General features: G+C 71.5%; 18 protein-coding genes. 15 read left to right on the top strand and 3 right to left on the bottom strand.

Annotation, left to right across the window (positions count from 1 at the left end; all coding sequences use genetic code 11):
- Window positions 1-15 precede the first annotated feature (15 nt).
- Window positions 16-645, top strand: a complete 630-nt coding sequence (locus MFF61_RS09595) for a class I SAM-dependent methyltransferase (protein ID WP_238234876.1) — start codon at window positions 16-18, stop codon at window positions 643-645.
- A gap of 18 nt (window positions 646-663) precedes the next feature.
- Here MFF61_RS09595 and MFF61_RS09590 read toward each other — a convergent pair whose 3' ends face one another.
- A complete protein-coding gene (locus tag MFF61_RS09590; protein ID WP_238234875.1) occupies window positions 664-1,719 on the bottom strand; it encodes a hypothetical protein in 1,056 nt (351 codons plus the stop codon).
- Between the two features lie 228 nt (window positions 1,720-1,947).
- On the opposite strand from MFF61_RS09590, the gene MFF61_RS09585 reads away from it, so the two are divergent.
- The 6 genes from MFF61_RS09585 (at window position 1,948) to MFF61_RS09560 (ending at window position 7,828) form a co-directional block, all read left to right on the top strand.
- On the top strand, window positions 1,948-3,261 hold the full coding sequence (locus MFF61_RS09585; RefSeq protein ID WP_238234874.1) for a replication-associated recombination protein A: 1,314 nt from the start codon (window positions 1,948-1,950) through the stop codon (window positions 3,259-3,261).
- A 137-nt stretch (window positions 3,262-3,398) separates the two neighbouring features.
- Window positions 3,399-4,211 carry a ParA family protein gene (locus tag MFF61_RS09580; RefSeq protein ID WP_238234873.1) on the top strand — a complete coding sequence of 271 codons (813 nt, stop codon included), beginning with the start codon at window positions 3,399-3,401 and terminating at the stop codon, window positions 4,209-4,211.
- A 206-nt stretch (window positions 4,212-4,417) separates the two neighbouring features.
- Window positions 4,418-5,707, top strand: a complete 1,290-nt coding sequence (locus MFF61_RS09575) for an RluA family pseudouridine synthase (RefSeq protein WP_238234872.1) — start codon at window positions 4,418-4,420, stop codon at window positions 5,705-5,707.
- 162 nt (window positions 5,708-5,869) lie between these two features.
- Window positions 5,870-6,274, top strand: a complete 405-nt coding sequence (locus tag MFF61_RS09570) for a serine/threonine protein kinase (RefSeq protein WP_238234871.1) — start codon at window positions 5,870-5,872, stop codon at window positions 6,272-6,274.
- A gap of 43 nt (window positions 6,275-6,317) precedes the next feature.
- The gene (locus MFF61_RS09565) at window positions 6,318-6,977 is read left to right on the top strand and encodes an HAD-IA family hydrolase (protein WP_238234870.1); all 660 of its coding nucleotides are present in this window, start codon (window positions 6,318-6,320) and stop codon (window positions 6,975-6,977) included.
- 59 nt (window positions 6,978-7,036) lie between these two features.
- Window positions 7,037-7,828 (top strand): ATP12 family chaperone protein, encoded by a 792-nt coding sequence (locus tag MFF61_RS09560; protein ID WP_238234869.1) that lies wholly within the window; start codon window positions 7,037-7,039, stop codon window positions 7,826-7,828.
- Between the two features lie 31 nt (window positions 7,829-7,859).
- On the opposite strand, the gene MFF61_RS09555 is transcribed toward MFF61_RS09560, so the two are convergent.
- Together MFF61_RS09555 and MFF61_RS09550 are read right to left on the bottom strand one after the other, a co-directional pair.
- Window positions 7,860-8,078: a hypothetical protein gene (locus MFF61_RS09555; RefSeq protein ID WP_238234868.1), complete on the bottom strand. Its 219-nt coding sequence runs from the start codon at window positions 8,076-8,078 to the stop codon at window positions 7,860-7,862.
- Between the two features lie 233 nt (window positions 8,079-8,311).
- Window positions 8,312-8,602 carry a hypothetical protein gene (locus MFF61_RS09550; protein ID WP_238234867.1) on the bottom strand — a complete coding sequence of 97 codons (291 nt, stop codon included), beginning with the start codon at window positions 8,600-8,602 and terminating at the stop codon, window positions 8,312-8,314.
- Between the two features lie 481 nt (window positions 8,603-9,083).
- Here MFF61_RS09550 and MFF61_RS09545 point away from each other — a divergent pair, with 481 nt between their 5' ends.
- The 8 genes from MFF61_RS09545 to MFF61_RS09510 all read left to right on the top strand — a co-directional run bounded on the left by MFF61_RS09545 (window position 9,084) and on the right by MFF61_RS09510 (window position 19,121).
- Window positions 9,084-10,337 carry an aminotransferase class V-fold PLP-dependent enzyme gene (locus tag MFF61_RS09545; RefSeq protein ID WP_238234866.1) on the top strand — a complete coding sequence of 418 codons (1,254 nt, stop codon included), beginning with the start codon at window positions 9,084-9,086 and terminating at the stop codon, window positions 10,335-10,337.
- Between the two features lie 75 nt (window positions 10,338-10,412).
- Window positions 10,413-11,351 (top strand): D-2-hydroxyacid dehydrogenase, encoded by a 939-nt coding sequence (locus MFF61_RS09540; protein ID WP_238234865.1) that lies wholly within the window; start codon window positions 10,413-10,415, stop codon window positions 11,349-11,351.
- A gap of 95 nt (window positions 11,352-11,446) precedes the next feature.
- A complete protein-coding gene (locus tag MFF61_RS09535) occupies window positions 11,447-12,310 on the top strand; it encodes an NADP-dependent methylenetetrahydromethanopterin/methylenetetrahydrofolate dehydrogenase (protein WP_238234864.1) in 864 nt (287 codons plus the stop codon).
- On the top strand, window positions 12,310-12,951 hold the full coding sequence (fchA, locus tag MFF61_RS09530; protein ID WP_238234863.1) for a methenyltetrahydrofolate cyclohydrolase: 642 nt from the start codon (window positions 12,310-12,312) through the stop codon (window positions 12,949-12,951). The genes MFF61_RS09535 and fchA overlap by 1 nt, the downstream gene beginning before the upstream one ends.
- 140 nt (window positions 12,952-13,091) lie before the next feature.
- Complete coding sequence (locus MFF61_RS09525) at window positions 13,092-14,270, top strand: malate--CoA ligase subunit beta (RefSeq protein WP_238234862.1); 1,179 nt, start codon at window positions 13,092-13,094, stop codon at window positions 14,268-14,270.
- A gap of 12 nt (window positions 14,271-14,282) precedes the next feature.
- Entirely contained in the window at window positions 14,283-15,182 is a 900-nt protein-coding gene (gene sucD, locus MFF61_RS09520; RefSeq protein ID WP_238234861.1) for a succinate--CoA ligase subunit alpha, read from the top strand.
- A gap of 162 nt (window positions 15,183-15,344) precedes the next feature.
- Complete coding sequence (locus MFF61_RS09515) at window positions 15,345-18,107, top strand: phosphoenolpyruvate carboxylase (RefSeq protein WP_238234860.1); 2,763 nt, start codon at window positions 15,345-15,347, stop codon at window positions 18,105-18,107.
- Window positions 18,108-18,149: 42 nt separating this feature from the next.
- Entirely contained in the window at window positions 18,150-19,121 is a 972-nt protein-coding gene (locus MFF61_RS09510; RefSeq protein ID WP_238234859.1) for an HpcH/HpaI aldolase/citrate lyase family protein, read from the top strand.
- The last annotated feature ends 127 nt before the right edge of the window (window positions 19,122-19,248 follow it).

The raw sequence follows: 19,248 nt of genomic DNA, 5'->3' as shown, positions 1-19,248 counted from the left end.
AAGGGTCTGACCGTCTTGCCCTTGCCCCGCCGATCCACCGCGAAAGCCATCGCTCTGTCCCGCTTCGCGGAGGAGCGCCGCGACCTGTTCGAGGACGAGGCGCGCTTCCTGCGGTCGTGGTTCGAGCGGCCGCTGGTGACCGGTGCGGTGACGCCCTCCGGACGGCTCCTCGCCCGCACCATGGCCTCCTACGTCGATCCCGGCCTGCCCGGCCCGGTGATCGAACTCGGCCCCGGCACCGGCCCGGTGACGGACGCGCTGGTGCGCCGCGGGATCGCGCCCGAGCGGCTGGTTCTGGTCGAGTACAATCCCGATTTCTGCGAGCTGCTGCGCCGCCGCTTCCCGGGCGCCACGGTGCTGCGCGGGGACGCCTACCGGATGCGCGAGACGCTGCGCGGGATCGTCTCGGAGCCCGCCATCGCCACCATCTCCAGCCTGCCGCTCTTCACCAAGCCTCTGGAGCAGCGCCTGGACCTCTTGGAGGAGGCGCACGACCTGATGCGCCCGAGCGCGCCCTTCGTCCAGTTCACCTACGCGGTGGTGCCGCCGATCCCGGCCCGCTCCTCGCGCTACACCGCGAGCCGCTCCAACAAGGTCTGGCTCAATCTGCCGCCGGCCCGCGTCTGGGTGTATCGCCGGCCCTGAGGGGCCGGCACCGGCCGGTCACGCCGCGGGCCCCACGGCCCATTGCTTCTCCACGGCCGAATAGACCTTGTCGCTGAGGTCGAAATCCATCTCCACGAGGTCCGAGACCGCGGACAGGCCGGCCAGGGCATTGGCGAGCGCCGTGACCTCCTCCGGAACCGGGCGCTCGGGCGGCGGCGCGATGTCGAGACCGAGCACGTCGAGCATCGTGGCCGCGTAGGCGTCCCAGAAGCCCCGGTGGCCGACCACGTCGAAGCGCGACAGGTTCTGGATCGCCGCCTGCCAGTGCTCCGGGCGCAGCACCTCGTCGGGCAGCGAGCTGCCGAGGTGGCGGGTGAGGGGGTTGGCCAGCCACTGGAAGGTCGGGACGTCGATGCGCGCGAAGGCCTTGCGCAGGGCGGAGACGTTGCCGAGGTCGAGGTCGGCGGCGAACTGGCAGGGCTCGCGGATGTGCTCGGTGCGCCAGCGCTGCGCCTCGTCCTGCGCGGCCTCCGCCGCCCGGCGCAGCCACAGGATCCGCCGCGCCAGCTCGATGTAGGGATCGGCGATCAGGATCGTCCGCAGGTAGTTGCGCTGGCGCAGCACCTCCTCGTAGCGCTGGTAGAGCACGCCGCCGTAGACGAACAGCGACTCGGTGTAGTGCAGATCGATGACGCAGCGCAGCAGCTCATGCGGAATCGACTGCACGCCGAAGTACGAGATCTGGAACTGGCCGAACAGGGCATCGCGCAGCGGGTTCTCTTGCCCGATGGTGTAGTCGAGGCCGAGCAGCCGCACGTCCTTCTGCGGCGCCGGGATCCGGCGATAGAGCAGAAAATTGGTCTCGCAATCGTAGATCTCGACGTGGCTCGCGGCGCCGAGGCCAGGACAGATCGCCTCGGTCACGTCGAAGCCGCACAGACCGGTCGCGTGCCAGCCCCATTCCTTGATGTTCGCGAACTCGACGCTCGCCTCGATCTCGATCGCAGCGCCCCTGTCGAGGATGATCCGCACCCGCGGGGTCTGGCGCATGTCGTTCGGCGTCACCCAGAACAGCAGGTGCGCCGGATCCAGGACGTTCATGAAGTACTGCATATCAGGTGTCGTCCGGTCCGCTCGCGGCAGGGGCTATCATGATCGGGAGGCAAGGTCAATTTAAGTATAGATTTGTAAATGGCCTGTAACTCGTCAGATCATGGCGGGCTTCCATTGGGGGCGGGTGCATGTCCGGGCCTCCATCGGTGGCGGTCGGGCGGCGCACCGGCTGTTGAGACCCGGCATCCGGGCCTTGCCGGGACCCGGCCGGCGGGTGTTGATGCGGGGATGGCCGACCTCTTCGCTTCCGCCGGGCTCGACGCCGCCGCGCCCCGGCCGCTCGCGGACCGCCTGCGCCCGACCCGGCTCGCCGAGGTGGTGGGACAGGAGCACCTCACCGGGGAGAGCGGGGCGCTGACCCGCCTCCTGCGGGCCGGCAGCCTCGGCTCGCTGATCCTGTGGGGACCGCCCGGCACCGGCAAGACCACGGTGGCGCGCCTCCTGGCGCACGAGACGAACCTGCATTTCGAGCAGATCTCGGCGATCTTCTCCGGGGTGGCGGAGCTGCGCCGCGTGTTCGAGGCCGCCCGCGCCCGGCGGGCGACCGGGCAGGGCACGCTGCTGTTCGTCGACGAGATCCACCGTTTCAACCGCGCGCAACTCGACGCCTTCCTGCCGGTGACGGAGGACGGGACCGTCACGCTCGTGGGCGCCACGACCGAGAACCCGTCCTTCGAACTCAACGCCGCGCTCCTGTCCCGGGCGCGGGTGCTCGTCTTCCGCGCCCTCGACGAGGCGGCGATCGCCAAGCTCCTCGACCGGGCGGAGGCGCTGACCGGCCGCCCGCTGCCCCTCGACCCCGAGGCGCGCATCGCCCTGATGCGCATGGCGGACGGCGACGGGCGCGCCGCGCTCACGCTCGCCGAGGAGGTCTGGCGCTCGACCGGGCCGGAGGAGACCCTGGATGCCGCCACGCTGCAGGACCTGATCCAGCGGAGGGCTCCCGTCTACGACAAGGCGCAGGAGGGGCACTACAACCTGATCAGCGCCCTGCACAAGACGATCCGCGGCTCGGACCCGGACGCGGCGCTCTACTACCTCTGCCGGATGCTGGATGCGGGCGAGGACCGCCTGTTCATCGCCCGGCGCCTCGTGCGGGCCGCCGTGGAGGACATCGGGCTTGCCGACCCGCAGGCCCTCGCGGTGGCGAACGCCGCCAAGGAGGCGTTCGACTTCCTGGGCTCGCCCGAGGGCGAACTCGCGCTGGCGCAGGCAGCCGTCTACCTCGCGACGGCGCCGAAATCGAACGCCCTCTACACCGCCTACAAGGCCGCGACCCGGACCGCCAAGGAGCACGGCTCGCTGCCGCCGCCGCGCACCATCCTCAACGCCCCGACCAAGCTGATGCGCCGCCTCGGCTACGGCGAGGGCTACCGCTACGACCATGACGAGCCCGACGCCTTCTCGGGCCAGGATTACTGGCCCGAGCGGCTCGACCGGCAGAGCTTCTACCGCCCGACCGAGCGGGGCTTCGAGCGCCGGATCGCCGAGCGCCTCGCGTGGTGGGAGGCCGAGCGGGCGCGGCGGCGGAAGGAGGATTGAAACCGGGGTGACGATGCGTCAACCATCTCGCCCTATCGCTTGACGGCGGCCCCGCCGAATCAGGGTCGATCCCCGATGATGCCACACCCCCGATCCCTCCTCCCCGCGACCATGGCCGGCCCCGCATGAGCGCCCGCGTGCTGTCGATCGCCAACTGCAAGGGCGGCACCGGGAAGTCGACCACCGCGGTGAACCTCGCGGCGGACCTCGCCCTCGACGGCTACCGGGTGCTGGTGGTCGATCTCGACCCGCAGGGGCATGCCGGGCTCGGCTTCGGGCTCGCCGCCGAGCTCGGGGCCGGGACCGCGCACGCCCCCCTCACCGGGCGCAGGACCGACCTCGCGGCCGCGATCCAGCGCAGCGCGCCGGACGGCATCGACCTGCTGCCGGCCGACCGGAGCTTCGACGGGCAGATCGCCGGCCACGACATCGGCTGCCTCGCCACGGCGCTCGCCCCGCTCAAGGCCGCCTACGACCTGATGCTCCTCGACGTGCCGCCCGCCGCCGCGGCGCTCACCGTCTGCGCCCTGATGGCGAGCGACGGCGTCATCGTCCCGACCACCCTCGACCCGCTCGGCCTCGAAGGCGTCCGGCAATTCGCCCGCTCCTATCACGGCCTGATGCTGCGCCACGGGGCGGCGGCGATGGGCCTTGCCGTGGCGCCGATGCGCATCGACCTGCGCACCACCGTCGAGCGGGAGGTGCTGGGGCAGCTGCGGCTCCACTTCGGGCCGGGGCAGATGGTGCGCGGGGTGCGCACCGACGTGGCGGTGAGCGAGGCCTTCGCGCGGCGCATGCCGGTGCGGCGCCACCGCGCCCGCACCCGGGCGGTCGAGGATTTCCGCGGGCTGGCCGCGGACGTGGTGCATCGTTTCGCGGTGGCGGAGGCCGATCCGCTGCCGGTCGCCCCGGGCCGCATCGAGGGCTTCGTGCGCGTCCCCTGGGGCTGAGGCGCGCCGTTCGCGCGCCGCCGATCCGCGCGCTGGCATCTTTTTCGACGCCGAACCGGTGACCATCTGGGCGAAAGATGCTTAGAGCTGCATCCGACGCGGGGGGCGGATGCGGCTCTAAGCTCTTGCTGTCCCGCACTCTCTGGCGCCGAACCGGCGCCCACTTTGGCGGTCCACTTCGGCAGAGGGCGCTCGAGGAGCCGGGCATGAACGCAAAACCTCCCTCCCGCGGCGGCCGGCCGCGCCCCGGCCCGGCCGGGCGGGCGCGCACGGGGCCGCGCAACACCGCGCGCGACGCCGCCGAGCGCGCCGCCGGCGGACGCGACCTGAGCGACGCCGCGCCCTGGGAGCGCCGGGAGGAGCGCAGCAGCCCGCCGGCCGCCCCGAAGGCGGCCCGCAAGCCCGCCGCCCGCGCCGCCGCGCCGGCCCGGCCGCCGCGCCCCGAGCAGGCCCCGGGGCCGACCCGCCGGGAGCTGCGCGCGGCGACCTCGGCCGCGCTCGCCACCGGCGTGCAGATCCTGGAGGTGACGCCCGACGAGGCCGGGATGCGGATCGACCGCTTCCTCTCCGCGCGCTTCCCGCAACTGCCCTTCACGCGCATCCAGAGCCTCGTGCGCAAGGGCGAGCTGCGGGTCAACGGCAAGCGCGCCAAGGCCGCCGACCGGGTCGAGCCCGGCGCGAGCGTGCGGGTGCCGCCCCTGACGCTGGATCCGAAGCCCGCCGGCCCGAGCCCGGCCCGCGCGGAGGGCGACCTCGCCTTCCTGCGCTCCCTGGTGCTCTACGAGGACCAGGACATGATGGTCCTCAACAAGCCCTTCGGCCTCGCCGTGCAGGGCGGCTCCGGGACGACGCGCCACGTCGACGGGCTGCTGGAGGCCCTGCGCACGCCGGACGGGCAGAAGCCTCGCCTCGTCCACAGGCTCGACAAGGACACGGCGGGCTGCCTCGTCGTCGCCAAGACGCGGCTCGCCGCAGCGACGCTCGCCAAGACCTTCCGGTCGCGGGCGGCGCGCAAGATCTACTGGGCGCTGGCGGCCGGCGTGCCGCGGGTGCGCCAGGGCCGGGTCTCGACCTATCTCGCCCGCGAGGAATCGGCCGAGGCCGACAGCCGCATGCGGGTGGCCCAGCACGGCGACGAGGGGGCGAGCCACGCGCTCACCTACTACGCGGTGGTCGATCAGGCCGGCCAGAAGCTGTCCTGGCTCTCGCTGAAGCCGGTGACCGGGCGGACCCACCAGTTGCGCGCCCATGCGGCGCATATCGGGCACCCGCTCATCGGGGACCCGAAATACTTCGACATCGAGAACTGGGAGCTGCCGGGGGGCCTGCAGAACCGTCTGCACCTGCTCGCGCGCCGCATCGTCATCCCGCACCCGCGCACCAATCGCCCGGTGGACGTGACCGCGCCGCTGCCGCCGCACATGGCGCAGAGCTGGAACCTGCTCGGCTTCGACGCGAGCCGCTACGACCCGATCGTCGAATCGCCGGAGGCGTGACGGGGCCGCGTCCCGGCACCGTCGCAGCCCGTCACGGGAGCGCCGTTGGCCGCGCCCTTGGCAGCGCTCGGCCGTGCCTTATTCTCACGGGCGGCCCCGGCCCGCCCGATGCGCCCTCGCCGTGCCCGGCGTCCAGCGATCCTTCCCGGAGTTCGCCCGCTCATGAGATCCGTCGCGCTCGCCTGTCTCGGCCTCCTCGGATTCGCCGGTGCGGCGCTGCACCCGGCCGCGGCGCAGACCCCGCCGGCCGCGCAGAAGCCATCGCCCGCAGCGCCCGCGCCCGCCCCTCCTGCGGCCTTGCCCTCCCAGGCGGCCCCGCCGCAGGCGGCAGCACCGCCGCAGGCGGCAGCACCGGCGCCGCCGCCCCAGGCTCCCGCTCCCGGCGGCGTGCGGGGGGAGGGCAAGGCGGCCCCCCAGCGGGTGCGCCGCCGCATCTCCTACGCGGCCTGCAACCGCGCGGCGCAGCGGCGCAATCTCAAGGGCGGCCCACGGCGCCGCTTCCTGATCCGGTGCCGCCTGGGCTATGAGCGGATCCAGCCCGGGAATCCCGCCCGCAGCCGCCCCTGAGGGGGCGGGCGGGGCGCCCGGCGGCAGCGGACGGGCCCAGCGCGTGACCCTCATCGTCTTCGACGTCGACGGGACCCTCGTCGACAGCCAGCATCTCATCGTGGCGGCGCAGGGCGCCGCCTTCGCGGCCGTGGGCCTGCCGGCACCGAGCCGCGAGCGGGCGCTCTCGGTGGTCGGGCTCTCGCTGCCGCAGGCCTTCACGGCGCTGGTCGGGGCGGACGGGCCGGTGACGGCGCTCGCCACCCACTACAAGGCGGCGTTCGGGCGGCTGCGGGCCGAGGCGGCCCTGCGCGAGCCTCTGTTTCCGGGGGCCGCCGACCTCCTCGCGCGCCTGCACGCGATGCCCGGCGTGCGCCTCGGCATCGCCACCGGCAAGTCGCGCCGCGGGGTCGACCACCTCGTCGCCACCTACGGCTGGGACGGCTGGTTCAGCACGATCCAGACCGCCGACGACGCGCCCTCGAAGCCGCATCCGGCGATGCTGGAACAGGCCATGGCGGAGGCCGGCTTCGGCCCGGCCGAGACGATCATGGTCGGCGACACGACCTACGACATGGTGATGGCGCGCGGCGCGCAGGTGACAGGGATCGGGGTGAGCTGGGGCTACCACGAGGCCGAGGCCCTGCTGACCTCGGGCGCGCTCCAGGTCGTGGGCAGCTACGCCGAACTCGGCGCCGCCCTCGACGCCCGGCTGTCCGCCTGACAGCGCGGCGCCTCACAGCGCGGCTCGCATCCCGCGGCCCGGCTCCCTATCTCGCCCTCATGAGCGACGACACTCTCCGCGACTGGCTGGGCGAGCCCGCCCGCCAGCCCTCCGATCCCCTCCGGGCGGCCCGCGAGGCCGGCCGGCCGGCCCTGCCCAAGCGCTTCTACGCCGAAGCCGGCGTCGTGGAGGCGGAGGACGGGCACCGCCTCGTCCTCGACGGGCGCCCGGCCCGCACGCCCGGCCGCCGGATGCTGGCCGTGCCGCAGGCCGCGCTGGCGCAGGCGCTGGCGCAGGAATGGGGGGCGCAAGGCGAGGTGATCGATCCGAGCCGGATGCCGCTGACGCGCCTCGTCAACACGGCCCTCGACGGCGTGTCCGCGCAGCGCGAGGCGGTGGCGGCGGACATCGCGGCCTATGCGGGCTCGGATCTGCTCGCCTACCGGGCGGGCGACCCGGAGCGCCTCGTCGCGAGCCAGTCCGCCGCCTGGGATCCGGTGCTCGACTGGGCGCGGCAGGCGCTCGGCGCGCGCTTCACCCTCAGCGAGGGCGTGATGCACGTGACGCAGCCCGAGCAGTCCCTGGCAGCGGTGCAACGGGCGGTCGCGGCGGTCGAGAGCCCGCTCGCCCTCACGGGCCTGCACGTGATGACGACGATGACCGGATCGGTCCTGCTCGCCCTCGCGGTGCTGCACCGCCACCTCACGGCCGAGGCGGCCTGGCAGGCGGCCCACGTGGACGAGACCTACCAGACGAGCGTCTGGGGCCGCGACGAGGAGGCGGAGGCGCGGCGCGCCGCGCGCAAGGCCGAGTTCGATGCGGCGGCCCGGCTGGTCGCGCTCACCACCTGACGCCGCGCCCGGCTCCCGTCAGGAGCCGTGACTACAGCACGTCGGTGAACGACACCTCGTCCGGCTCCACCAGGGCCTTGCGGGGAGCATCCCGCACGGTCAGGGCCGCCACCACGGTCGCAAGGAGGAGCAGCGCGACGCTGAGCAGTGCGGGGGACCGGTCGCGCGCGTGCAACTGCACCGCCCGCACCACCGCGCACACCAGCATGATGCCGGCGGCCGACAGGAAGGGGGAGACGTGCGCGGTCATGGGGCGATCCCAACTCGGACGGCACCCATCTTCGCGGTGAATGGTTGCGGAAACATCACCCGAACGGGGTATGGCGCGGGGCTACCGGCGCCATCCACCATCGCTCATCGGGATAAGACCCGCTCGGCTCCGCCGGCCGGCCCGTGTCAGCACGGAACCGGCCGCGCGAGGTCTCGCGCGGCCGGAGCGTGTCGGGCCGAGGAGGGCTCAGCCCGTCCGGGATGCAGCCGCCGTCACTCCTTGACGGAGCCGGTGGCGATGTCGGCGTTGGGGTCGAGCGAGGACGGCACCTGGGTGCCGAAGGCGACGAGGCCGCTCATGCCGACGTCGCGCACGTCGGATTCCGCGCCCGGCGCCATGCGGGGCAGGGCCGCGAACAGCGGCATGCCCTTCGGCACGCTCTCGGAGAAGCCCACGACGTCCAGCGGCGCGATCCCGGCCTCGGTCAGCGCCGAATCCCCGGCCTGCGCCGCGCCGACGCCCAGGGACAGGATTCCTGCCACGACGAGAGACTTGACCAACATGTCCGGTCCTCCGCTTGAAGCTTGTGCCTGTAGTCAATGCGCGAGAGGCGAAATGGTTCGCCGCGCTGTGCTCGCCCAATACTGAAGCGGCCATCCCGGGCCCGCCGGTGCCCGTTCGACGAGTCGGTGTCGGCTCGGCCGGCCCGAGGACCCGGCCAAGCGGTTGGGCCAAAGTACAAATTCCATTTTTTTGAACGAGAAGGAAAGTTTTTTCAGTTTTCCTTCCGGTCGGCTGCCACCCATAGTCCGGCCGACACGGAAGGGCGGCCCGCGCCGGGTCTCGTCCGCGGCCCGCCTCCCGTGAGCAAGAACGACGAACGGGCGGGGCGGCTCAAGGATGTTCGGGCGGCGATCCAGCGGACGCCGCTCTCCGGCACGCCTTCCGTCCCTCCGCCGCCGTAAGGCGGGCGTCTGGCTTTCCCCCGCGAGCCCGCGCGCCGGGTCTCGATGCTTTGAGACGTGAAGGACACTGGAGGCTATCATGGCAGGATCGAGACGGCCGGGTCGCAACTTCCTCTTCGTGCCGGGGCCGACCAACGTGCCGGAGCGCGTGCAGCGCGCGATGATCGTGCCGATGGAGGACCATCGCTCGTCGTCCTTCCCGGACCTGACGCTGCCGCTGTTCGAGGACGTGAAGAAGGTCTTCAAGTCCAAGGACGGGCAGGTATTCATCTTCCCGTCCTCCGGCACGGGCGCCTGGGAGGCGGCCCTCACCAACACGCTCTCGCCGGGCGACCGGGTGCTGGCCTCGCGCTTCGGCCAGTTCAGCACGCTCTGGATCGACCTCGCCCAGCGCATCGGCCTCGAAGTGGTGATCCAGGACGAGGAATGGGGCACGGGCGCCGATCCCGACCGGATCGAGGAGGCCCTGCGCGCCGACCGCGAGCACCGCATCAAGGCGGTGATGATCGTCCACAACGAGACCGCCACCGGCGTGACGAGCGACGTCGGCGCGGTGCGCCGGGCGATCGACGCGGCGGGCCACCCGGCCATGCTCTACGTCGACGGCGTGTCCTCGATCGGCAGCATCGATTTCCGGGCCTCCGAGTGGGGCGTGGACTGCGCCATCACCGGCTCGCAGAAGGGCCTGATGCTGCCCGCCGGCCTCGGCATCGTCTGCGTCAGCCCCAAGGCGCTCGCCGCCTACAAGACCGCCGAGTGCCGCCGGGTCTACTTCGACTTCGGCGACCAGTCGAAGGCCAACGCCACCGGCTACTTCCCCTACACGCCGGCCCTGCCGCTGCTCTACGGCCTGCGCGAGTCGATGCGCTGCCTGTTCGAGGAGGGGCTGGAGCGGGTGTTCGAGCGCCACCGGGTGCTGGCCGACGGCTGCCGCGCCGCCGTGAACGCCTGGGGCCTGACGCTCTGCGCCAAGGAGCCGAAGTGGAACTCCGATACGGTGAGCGCCATCATGGTGCCCGAGGGCATCAACGGCGCCGACGTGATCGACATCGCCTTCCGGCGCTACAACCTCGCGCTCGGCGCCGGCCTGTCGAAGGTCGCCGGCAAGCTCTTCCGCATCGGCCACCTCGGTGACCTCAACGACCTGATGCTGCTCGGGGCGCTGGCGGGCGCCGAGATGGCGATGCTGGATGCCGGTATCCGGATCGAGCCGGGCAGCGGCGTCGGGGCGGCGCAGAAGCACTTCCGCGAGACCATCCTGGCCAAGGACCGGCGCCCGAGCGAGGCGGGCATCTTCGACCGCAACCATTCCGACGGCGTCGTCCGGGTGTGAGGAAACTGCCGCGGGTCTGGTATGCCGGCCCCGCGGCCACGCTCCCCGCGCGAGGCCATCCCGGAGACCGAACGCATGTCACACACGATCGTCTTCCTCGACCGCGAGACGCTCGATGCCAGGGTGCGCGAATTCAGCTTCCCGCACACCTACAAGGAATACGACGTCACGGCGCCCGAGCAGATCGTCGAGCGCTTGGCCGATGCCGAGATCGCGATCGTCAACAAGGTGCCGATGCGGGCCGACACCCTGCGGCAATTGCCCAAGCTGAAGCTGATCGCGGTCGCGGCGACCGGCACCGACATCGTCGACAAGGCGGTGGCGAAGGAGCAGGGCATCACGGTCGTCAACATCCGCAACTACGCCTTCAACACCGTGCCCGAGCACGTCGTCGGGCTGATCTTCGCCCTGCGCCGCGCCATCGTGCCTTACGCCAATTCGACCCGCCGGGGGGATTGGAACACGTCGCGCCAATTCTGCTACTTCGACTACCCGATCCGCGACATCGCCGGCTCGACGCTCGGCATCGTCGGCTACGGGGCGCTCGGCAAGTCAATCGGCAAGCGCGCCGAGGCGCTCGGCATGAAGGTGATCGCCTACGACGTCTTCCCGCAGGAGGGGCTCGTCGATTTCGAGACGATCCTGCGCGAGAGCGACGTCATCACGCTGCACGCGCCGCTGACGCCCGAGACCCGCAACATGATCGGGCGGGACGAGCTCGCCAAGATGAAGCGCGACGCGATCCTCATCAACACCGCCCGGGGCGGCCTGGTGGATGAGGCGGCGCTCGCCGAGGCGCTCAAGGCCGGCACCATCGCGGGGGCGGGCTTCGACGTGCTCACCACGGAACCGCCGGTGGAGGGCAACGTGCTGCTCGACCTCGACCTGCCGAACCTGATCGTCACGCCGCACGTCGCCTGGGCGAGCAAGGAGGCGATGCAGATCCTGTCCGACCAGCTCGTCGACAACATCGAGGCCTTCGTGGCCGGCAAGCCGCAGAACGTCGTGGAATAGGCGGGGCGCGCCAGAATATTCAGGGTTGGGCCCGGGACCGCGTCTGGCGCTCTGCCCGGGGAAACGCACGAGGCCGCGCGGCGGCCGGAAGGTTGATGATGAAGAAGCTTCTGTTCCAATTCGACACCGACCCGATGCCGAGCGTGTTCGACACGGTGGTGGGCTACGACGGCGGGGCCGACGCCATCACGGGCTACGGCAACGTGACGCCCGACACCGTCGGCGCGCTCGTCGACGGGACGATCTACACCCGCGGCGGCTCGGAGAAGAAGTCGACCGCGATCTTCGTCGGCGGCGGCAACATGGCGGCCGGGGAGGCGGTGTTCGCGGCGGTCAAGAAGCGCTTCTTCGGCCCCTTCCGCGTCTCCGCCATGCTGGACTCGAACGGCTCCAACACCACGGCGGCGGCGGGCGTCGCCCTCGTCGCCAAGGCGGCGGGGTCGCTCAAGGGGAGCCGCGCGGTGGTGCTCGCCGGCACCGGCCCGGTCGGCATGCGCTCGGCGGCGCTGCTCGCCCGCGAGGGCGCCGAGGTGGTGCTCACCGGCCGCTCCAAGGCCAAGGCCGAGGAAGCGGCCCGGGCGATCGAGGCGCGCTTCGGCGTCGCCGTTGAGGCGCTGGAGGCTCCCGATGCCGGCTCGCGCGCGGCGGCCGTGAAGGGTGCGAGCGTGGTGTTCTCGGCCGGCGCCATCGGCCTCGAACTCCTGCCCGAGGAGGCGTGGCGGAACGAGGCGAGCATCCGCTTCCTCGCCGACTACAACGCCCAGCCGCCGCTCGGCTTCGGCGGCATCGAGGCGATGGACAAGGGCAAGGACCGGCACGGCAAGACGGCGTTCGGCGCGCTCGGCATCGGCGGGCTCAAGCTCAAGCTGCACCGCGCCTGCGTGGGCCGGCTGTTCGAGAGCACCGAGTCGCTCCTCGACGCGGAAGAGATCTACGCGCTCGCGAAAGAGATGGCGTGATGGCCGGGCACGACACCACGGCGACCGAGACGGTCGCGGGCTTCCTCGACGGGCTGGCGAGCGAGCAGCCCACCCCCGGCGGCGGGGGCGCGGCGGCGATCTCCGGCGCCATGGGGGCGGCCCTCGTCTCGATGGTCTGCAACCTCACCATCGGCAAGAAGAAGTACGCCGAGGTCGAGGAGGAGCTGAAGGGTCTGCGCGAGAAGGCAGAGGACCTGCGCGCCACCCTCACCGGCATGATCGCCGAGGACGTCGCGGCCTTCGACGCCGTGATGGGCGCCTACGGCCTGCCGAAGGCGAGCGACGACGAGAAGGCGGCCCGGGCGGAGGCGATCCAGGTCGCGCTCCGGCAGGCCACCGACGTGCCGCTCGCCTGCTGCCGCGCCTGCCGGGAGGTCATCGACCTCGCGGCGGTCGCCGCCGAGAAGGGCAACCTCAACGTGATCAGCGACGCGGGCGTCGCGGTCCTGTCGGCCCATGCGGGCCTGCGCAGCGCGGCGCTCAACGTCTACGTCAACGCCAAGGCCATCACCGACCGCGACTTCGCGGAGGGACGCCTGCGCGAGCTGAACGATCTTCTCTCCGGGACCGACGCCCTGACCGAGAAGACCTACGATGTCGTCAAGGCGAAACTGAGCTGACCGGCCGCTCCCGGCTGTTGCCGGGAGCGGATGCCCCAGGGGCACGGCGGAGATCATCTTGGACCGGGAGCGCACCCGCTCCCGGAACGGGGCCGCACGTCCCGTTCCGGGAGACCCGAAGACAAGACGAGGAGGCAACCATGGACGTCCACGAGTATCAGGCCAAAGAATTGCTGGCGAGCTTCGGCGTGCCGATCCCGAAGGGCGCCGTCGCCTTCAGCCCCGACCAGGCGGTCTACGCCGCCACGGAACTCGGCGGCTGGCACTGGGCCGTGAAGGCGCAGATCCACGCGGGCGCCCGCGGCAAGGCCGGCGGCATCCGCCTGTGCAAGACCTACAACGAGGTGCGCGACGCGGCCAAGGACCTGCTCGGCAAGCGCCTCGTCACCCACCAGACCGGCCCAGAGGGCAAGCCGGTCCAGCGCGTCTACATCGAAACCGCCGACCCGTTCGAGCGGGAGCTCTATCTCGGCTTCGTCCTCGACCGGAAGGCCGAGCGCGTGCGCGTCATCGCCTCGCAGCGCGGCGGCATGGACATCGAGGAGATCGCCGCCACCGATCCGGAGGCGCTGCTCCAGGTGGTGGTCGAGCCGGCGGTGGGCCTGCAGCAGTTCGAGGCGCGGGAACTCGCCTTCAAGCTCGGCCTCAACATCAAGCAGGTCGGCGGCGCGGTGAAGACCATCATGAGCGCCTATCGCGCCTTCCGCGACTGCGACGCCACCATGCTGGAGATCAACCCGCTCGTCGTCACCAAGGACGACCGGGTGCTGGCGCTCGACGCCAAGATGTCCTTCGACGACAACGCCCTCTTCCGGCGCCGCGCCATCGCGGACATGCACGACCCCTCGCAGAGCGACCCGCGCGAGGCGCAGGCCGCCGAGCACAACCTCAACTACATAGGCCTGGACGGCGAGATCGGCTGCATCGTCAACGGCGCGGGCCTCGCCATGGCGACCATGGACATGATCAAGCACGCGGGCGGCGAGCCGGCGAACTTCCTCGACGTCGGCGGCGGCGCCTCGCCCCAGCGCGTCGCCACCGCGTTCAGGCTCGTCCTCTCGGACCCCAACGTCAAGGCGATCCTCGTCAACATCTTCGCGGGCATCAACCGCTGCGACTGGATCGCGCAAGGCGTCATCCAGGCCGCCCAGGAGGTGCAGATCACCGTGCCGCTCGTGGTGCGGCTCGCGGGCACCAACGTCGAGGCCGGCAAGGCCATCCTGGAGAAGAGCGGGCTCGACCTCATCACCGCGGACACCCTGACGGAAGCCGCCGAGAAGGCCGTGCAGGCCGTCAAGGGCACCCGCGCGGCGGCCTGAAGGAGACCCCCCATGAGCATCCTGATCGACGAGAAGACCCCGATCCTCATCCAGGGCATCACCGGGGACAAGGGCAGCTTCCACGCCAAGGAAATGATCGAGTACGGCTCGAACGTCGTCGGCGGCGTGACCCCGGGCAAGGGCGGGCGCTCGCATCTCGGCATCCCGGTCTTCGACACCGTCAAGGACGCGGTGCGCGAGACCGGGGCCACCGCCAGCATCACCTTCGTGGCCCCGCCCTTCGCGGCGGACGCGATCATGGAGGCGGCCGATGCCGGCATCCGGCTGATCTGCTCGATCACGGACGGCATCCCGGCCCAGGACATGATGCGGGTGAAGCGCTACCTGAAGCGCTACCCGAAGGAGCGCCGCTCGATGGTGGTCGGCCCCAACTGCGCCGGCATCATCTCGCCCGGCAAGTCGATGCTCGGCATCATGCCCGGCCACATCTACCTCAAGGGCAACATCGGGGTGATCTCCCGCTCGGGCACGCTCGGCTACGAGGCGGCCTCGCAGATGAAGGCGGTGGGCCTGGGCATCTCGACCTCGGTGGGCATCGGCGGCGACCCGATCAACGGCTCGTCCTTCCTCGACCACCTCGCCCTGTTCGAGGAGGATCCGGACACCGACGCGGTGCTGATGATCGGCGAGATCGGCGGCCCGCAGGAGGCCGAGGCCTCGGCCTGGATCAAGGAGAACATGTCGAAGCCGGTGGTCGGCTTCGTGGCCGGCCTCACCGCGCCGAAAGGCCGCCGCATGGGGCATGCCGGCGCCATCATCTCGGCGGCCGGCGACAGCGCCGCCGAGAAGGCCGAGATCATGCGCTCCTACGGCCTCACCGTCGCGCCGAGCCCCGGCGAGTTCGGCACCACGATGGCCAAGGTCATGGAGACCCGCCGCAAGGCGGCCTGACCGGCGTCCAGAGGGCCTTGAGGCCCTCTGGCCCAGGGTGCGGGGGCGGGTGCCCCCGCATCGGGCTTCGCCCGAACCCCCCAAGGCTCCGCCTTGGAACTGCCGGAGGCTTCCTCGCCGCAGGCGAGGCGGCCCCGGACCCCATGACACAAGGGGCCGACGATGAACCATGCGCTTCCCGTCTCCGCGGGCGCGGCCGACCAATCGTTCGCGCCGCCGGTGATCACCGGCACCTCGTTCCGCGAGGCGATCGACATCCTGTTCCACTCGCTGCTCGACGTCTGCCGTCGCCACGAGCCGGAGCTGGAGGGCGTGCTGCACGGCAACGCCAACATCTCCGCCTTCTCGCCCGAACGGATGGCCCGGGCGCTCCAGGTGCAGGGCATCTGGTTCCAGCTCATCTCGATCGCCGAGCAGAACACCGCCATGCGCCGCCGCCGCCACGTGGAGCGGACGGAGGGGCGCCACGCCCTGCGCGGCTCCTTCAGCGCGGTGCTGGCCGAGGCGGTGCGCCGCCGCATCCCGGCGCGGGAGATCCACGCGCTCCTCAAGGACCTGCGCATCCGCCCGACGCTCACCGCGCATCCGACCGAGGGCAAGCGCGTCACGGTGCTGGAAAAGTTCCGGCGGATCTACCTGCTCCTGCGCGAGCTTGAACTGCCGCGCTGGACCGAGCGCGAGCGCACCGGCCTGATGGCCGACCTGCGCGACCAGATCGAACTCGTCTGGATGACGGGCGAACTGCACCTCGAGAAGCCGAGCGTCGAGCAGGAGGTGGCCTGGGGCCTGCACTTCTTCGACGAGACGCTGTTCGAGATGCTGCCCGAGGTGATGGTCTCGCTGGAGGAGAGCCTGCGGGAATATTACCCGGACGAGACGTTCGAGGTGCCGGCCTTCTTCCAGTTCGGCTCCTGGATCGGCGGCGACCGCGACGGCAACCCCTTCGTCACCGCCGCCGTCACCCGCCAGACCCTGCGCCGCAACGCGCTCGCCAGCATGCGCCGCTACCGCGACGGCGTCACGCATCTCGGGCGCATGCTCTCGATCAGCGAGCGCTCGCTGCCGGCCCCCGCCTCCTTCAAGGCGGAACTCGCGCGCCAGCTCGCGGCGAGCGGCGACGCGCGCGGCATCGCGCGGCGCAATCCCGGCGAAGTCTACCGCCAGTACCTGACCTGCATCCTGCGCAAGCTGGAGGCGACGATCGCCCGCAACGAGGGCGACGCGATCACGGGGGCGCCCGACTACTCGGACGCGGACGAGCTCATCAACGACCTGCGCACCCTGGAGCAGGGGCTCACGGACGCGAAGTGCCCCTCGCTCGCGGTCGACCTCGTGCGGCCGGTGCGGCGCATGGTCGAGATCTTCCGCTTCTCCACCGTGCGGCTCGACATCCGCGAGAACACCACCCGCACCACGCGGGCGCTCCAGGCCCTGTGGGCCCAGGGGCGCGCCGACGAGGCCGCGCCGCCGGACGTCGCCGATCCCGCGTGGCGGGACTGGCTGCTGGAGGAGCTGGCGCGCCCGCTCACGGGCCAGCGCTCGTTCCAGTCGCTGCCCGACGAGGCGCGCGAGACGCTGGAGACGTTCCGGCTCGTCGGCGAGATGCGCGCCGAACTCGACCGCGAGGCGTTCGGCGCCTTCGTGCTCTCGATGACCCACTCGGTGCCCGACATCCTCGGCGTCTACCTGCTCGCCAAGGAGGCCGGCCTGTTCCTCGACGCGGCCGGCATCGAGATCTGCCCGCTGCCGATCGTGCCGCTGTTCGAGACCATCGACGACCTGCGGGCCGCGCCGCAGATCATGCGCGACCTGCTGCAGATCCCCCTCGTGCGCCGCTCCACGCGCTGGCAGGGCGGGGTGCAGGAGGTGATGATCGGCTACTCGGATTCGAACAAGGACGGCGGCTTCGTCTCGTCGAACTGGGAGCTCGCCAAGGCGCAGGCCAAGCTCACCGAGATCGGCCGGCAGGCGGGCGTGCCGATCGCCTTCTTCCACGGCCGCGGCGGCTCGGTGAGCCGGGGCGGCGCCCCCACCGGCCGGGCCATCGCGGCCCAGCCGCCGGGCTCGATCCGCGGGCGCTTCCGCATCACCGAGCAGGGCGAGGTGGTGTCGTTCAAGTACGCCAACCGCGGCACCGCCGCCTACCAGATGGAGCTCCTGGCCTCCTCGGTCTTCGCGCACGCCCTGAATTCCGAGCGCGACCCATCCTTCGCGCCGCATCCCGAATTCGACGATGCGCTGGAGGCGCTCTCGGGCGCCTCGCGGGCGGCCTACGTCAAGCTCGTCTCGCATCCCGACCTCGTGACCTATTTCGGGGCCGCGAGCCCGCTCGACGAGATCGCGCTCCTGAACATCGGCTCGCGCCCGGCCCGCCGCTTCGGGGCACGCTCCCTGAGCGACCTGCGCGCCATCCCGTGGGTGTTCGCGTGGTCGCAGAACCGGCACGTCGTCACCGGCTGGTACGGGGTGGGCAGCGGGCTCCGGAGCTTCCTCGACGTGCGGGGCGAGGGCGGGGCGGCGCTGCTGCGCCGCATGTTCGCGGAGTCGCGCCTGTTCCGCCTCGTCCTCGACGAGGTGGAGAAGACGCTGCTGACCGTCGACCTCGCCATCGCCCGCGACTTCGCCGGCCTGGTGGAGGACGCGCGCATCCGCGATGAGATTTTTTCCATGATCGAGGCCGAGTACCGGCTGACCTGCGAGATGGTGATGCGGGTGAGCGGCGACGGGGCGGTCGCCGAGCGCTTCCCGCAATACCGCGCCCGGCTCGCCGAGCGGCTGCCGGTGATCAACCAGGTCAGCCGCGAGCAGGTCGAGCTCCTGCGCCGCTTCCGCGGCGAGACCGACGAGAGCCGGCGCGAGAGCTTCAAGTCGGCGCTCCTGCTCTCGATCAACTGCATCGCGGTCGGCTTCGGCGCGACCGGCTGAGCCCCGCGGCCCTGCCTGCCTTTCCGTCACGAGGAGGACACCATGAGTTTCACCCTGATCCCGCAGGCGAAGGCCCGCCTGCACCGCTCGGAACTGGCGGTGCCGGGCTCGAACCCGACCTTCATGGAGAAGTCGGCGAAGTCGGCCGCCGACGTGATCTTCCTCGACCTGGAGGATGCGGTCGCGCCCGACGACAAGGAGCAGGCGCGCAAGAACATCATCCAGGCTCTCAACGAGATCGACTGGGGCAACAAGACCATGATGATCCGCATCAATGGTCTCGACACCCACTACATGTACCGCGACGTGGTCGACATCGTGGAGGCCTGTCCGCGCCTCGACATGATCCTGATCCCCAAGGTCGGCGTGCCGGCGGACGTCTACGCCATCGACGTGCTGGTGACGCAGATCGAGCAGGCCAAGAAGCGCGAGAAGGCGATCGGCTTCGAGGTGCTGATCGAGACGGCGCTCGGCATGGCGAATGTCGAGGCGATCGCCCAATCCTCGAAGCGCCTGGAGGCGATGTCGTTCGGCGTCGCCGACTACGCCGCCTCGACCCGCGCCCGCTCGACCGTGATCGGCGGCGTGAACCCCGACTTTTCGGTGCTCACCGACAAGGACGCGGAGGGCCGGCGCGAGACCCACTGGCAGGACCCCTGGCTGTTCGCCCAGAACCGCATGCTGGTGGCCTGCCGCGCCTACGGCCTGCGCCCGATCGACGGTCCGTTCGGCGATTTCAGCGACCCGGACGGCTACCGCTCCGCGGCCAAGCGCTGCGCGGCGCTCGGCTTCGAGGGCAAGTGGGCGATCCACCCCTCGCAGATCGAACTCGCCAACGAGGTCTTCACGCCCTCCGAGGCCGAGGTGACCAAGGCGCGGCGCATCCTCCAGGCGATGGAGGAGGCGGCACGAGCCGGCCGCGGCGCCGTCTCCCTCGACGGCCGCCTCATCGACATCGCCTCGATCCGCATGGCCGAGGCCCTGATCGAGAAGGCGGACGCGATGAAGGCCTGACGGATCCACGTCCGGCCGGACGGCCCCTCGTTCGGGCGGACGAGGGCGCCCGGCGCCGTGACGGCCCGCCGCGTTCGCTCGCGCGGATGGTTCGCCCTGAACGTGGCCAGGATCACGTGGATCAGCT

The sequence above is a fragment of the Methylobacterium isbiliense genome, assembly GCF_022179325.1.
GTDB lineage: Bacteria > Pseudomonadota > Alphaproteobacteria > Rhizobiales > Beijerinckiaceae > Methylobacterium > Methylobacterium isbiliense.
This window is presented reverse-complemented; position numbering and strand designations above follow the sequence as displayed.

What these genes read in the sequence shown, in the direction of transcription:
- MFF61_RS09590 (WP_238234875.1), bottom strand. Translation starts at nt 1,719, where the DNA reads ATGCAGTACTTCATGAACGTCCTGGATCCGGCGCACCTGCTGTTCTGG.
- MFF61_RS09585 (WP_238234874.1), top strand. Translation starts at nt 1,948, where the DNA reads ATGGCCGACCTCTTCGCTTCCGCCGGGCTCGACGCCGCCGCGCCCCGG.
- MFF61_RS09575 (WP_238234872.1), top strand. Translation starts at nt 4,418, where the DNA reads ATGAACGCAAAACCTCCCTCCCGCGGCGGCCGGCCGCGCCCCGGCCCG.
- MFF61_RS09570 (WP_238234871.1), top strand. Translation starts at nt 5,870, where the DNA reads ATGAGATCCGTCGCGCTCGCCTGTCTCGGCCTCCTCGGATTCGCCGGT.
- MFF61_RS09560 (WP_238234869.1), top strand. Translation starts at nt 7,037, where the DNA reads ATGAGCGACGACACTCTCCGCGACTGGCTGGGCGAGCCCGCCCGCCAG.
- MFF61_RS09555 (WP_238234868.1), bottom strand. Translation starts at nt 8,078, where the DNA reads ATGACCGCGCACGTCTCCCCCTTCCTGTCGGCCGCCGGCATCATGCTG.
- MFF61_RS09550 (WP_238234867.1), bottom strand. Translation starts at nt 8,602, where the DNA reads ATGTTGGTCAAGTCTCTCGTCGTGGCAGGAATCCTGTCCCTGGGCGTC.
- MFF61_RS09545 (WP_238234866.1), top strand. Translation starts at nt 9,084, where the DNA reads ATGGCAGGATCGAGACGGCCGGGTCGCAACTTCCTCTTCGTGCCGGGG.
- MFF61_RS09540 (WP_238234865.1), top strand. Translation starts at nt 10,413, where the DNA reads ATGTCACACACGATCGTCTTCCTCGACCGCGAGACGCTCGATGCCAGG.
- MFF61_RS09535 (WP_238234864.1), top strand. Translation starts at nt 11,447, where the DNA reads ATGATGAAGAAGCTTCTGTTCCAATTCGACACCGACCCGATGCCGAGC.
- fchA (WP_238234863.1), top strand. Translation starts at nt 12,310, where the DNA reads ATGGCCGGGCACGACACCACGGCGACCGAGACGGTCGCGGGCTTCCTC.
- MFF61_RS09525 (WP_238234862.1), top strand. Translation starts at nt 13,092, where the DNA reads ATGGACGTCCACGAGTATCAGGCCAAAGAATTGCTGGCGAGCTTCGGC.
- sucD (WP_238234861.1), top strand. Translation starts at nt 14,283, where the DNA reads ATGAGCATCCTGATCGACGAGAAGACCCCGATCCTCATCCAGGGCATC.
- MFF61_RS09515 (WP_238234860.1), top strand. Translation starts at nt 15,345, where the DNA reads ATGAACCATGCGCTTCCCGTCTCCGCGGGCGCGGCCGACCAATCGTTC.
- MFF61_RS09510 (WP_238234859.1), top strand. Translation starts at nt 18,150, where the DNA reads ATGAGTTTCACCCTGATCCCGCAGGCGAAGGCCCGCCTGCACCGCTCG.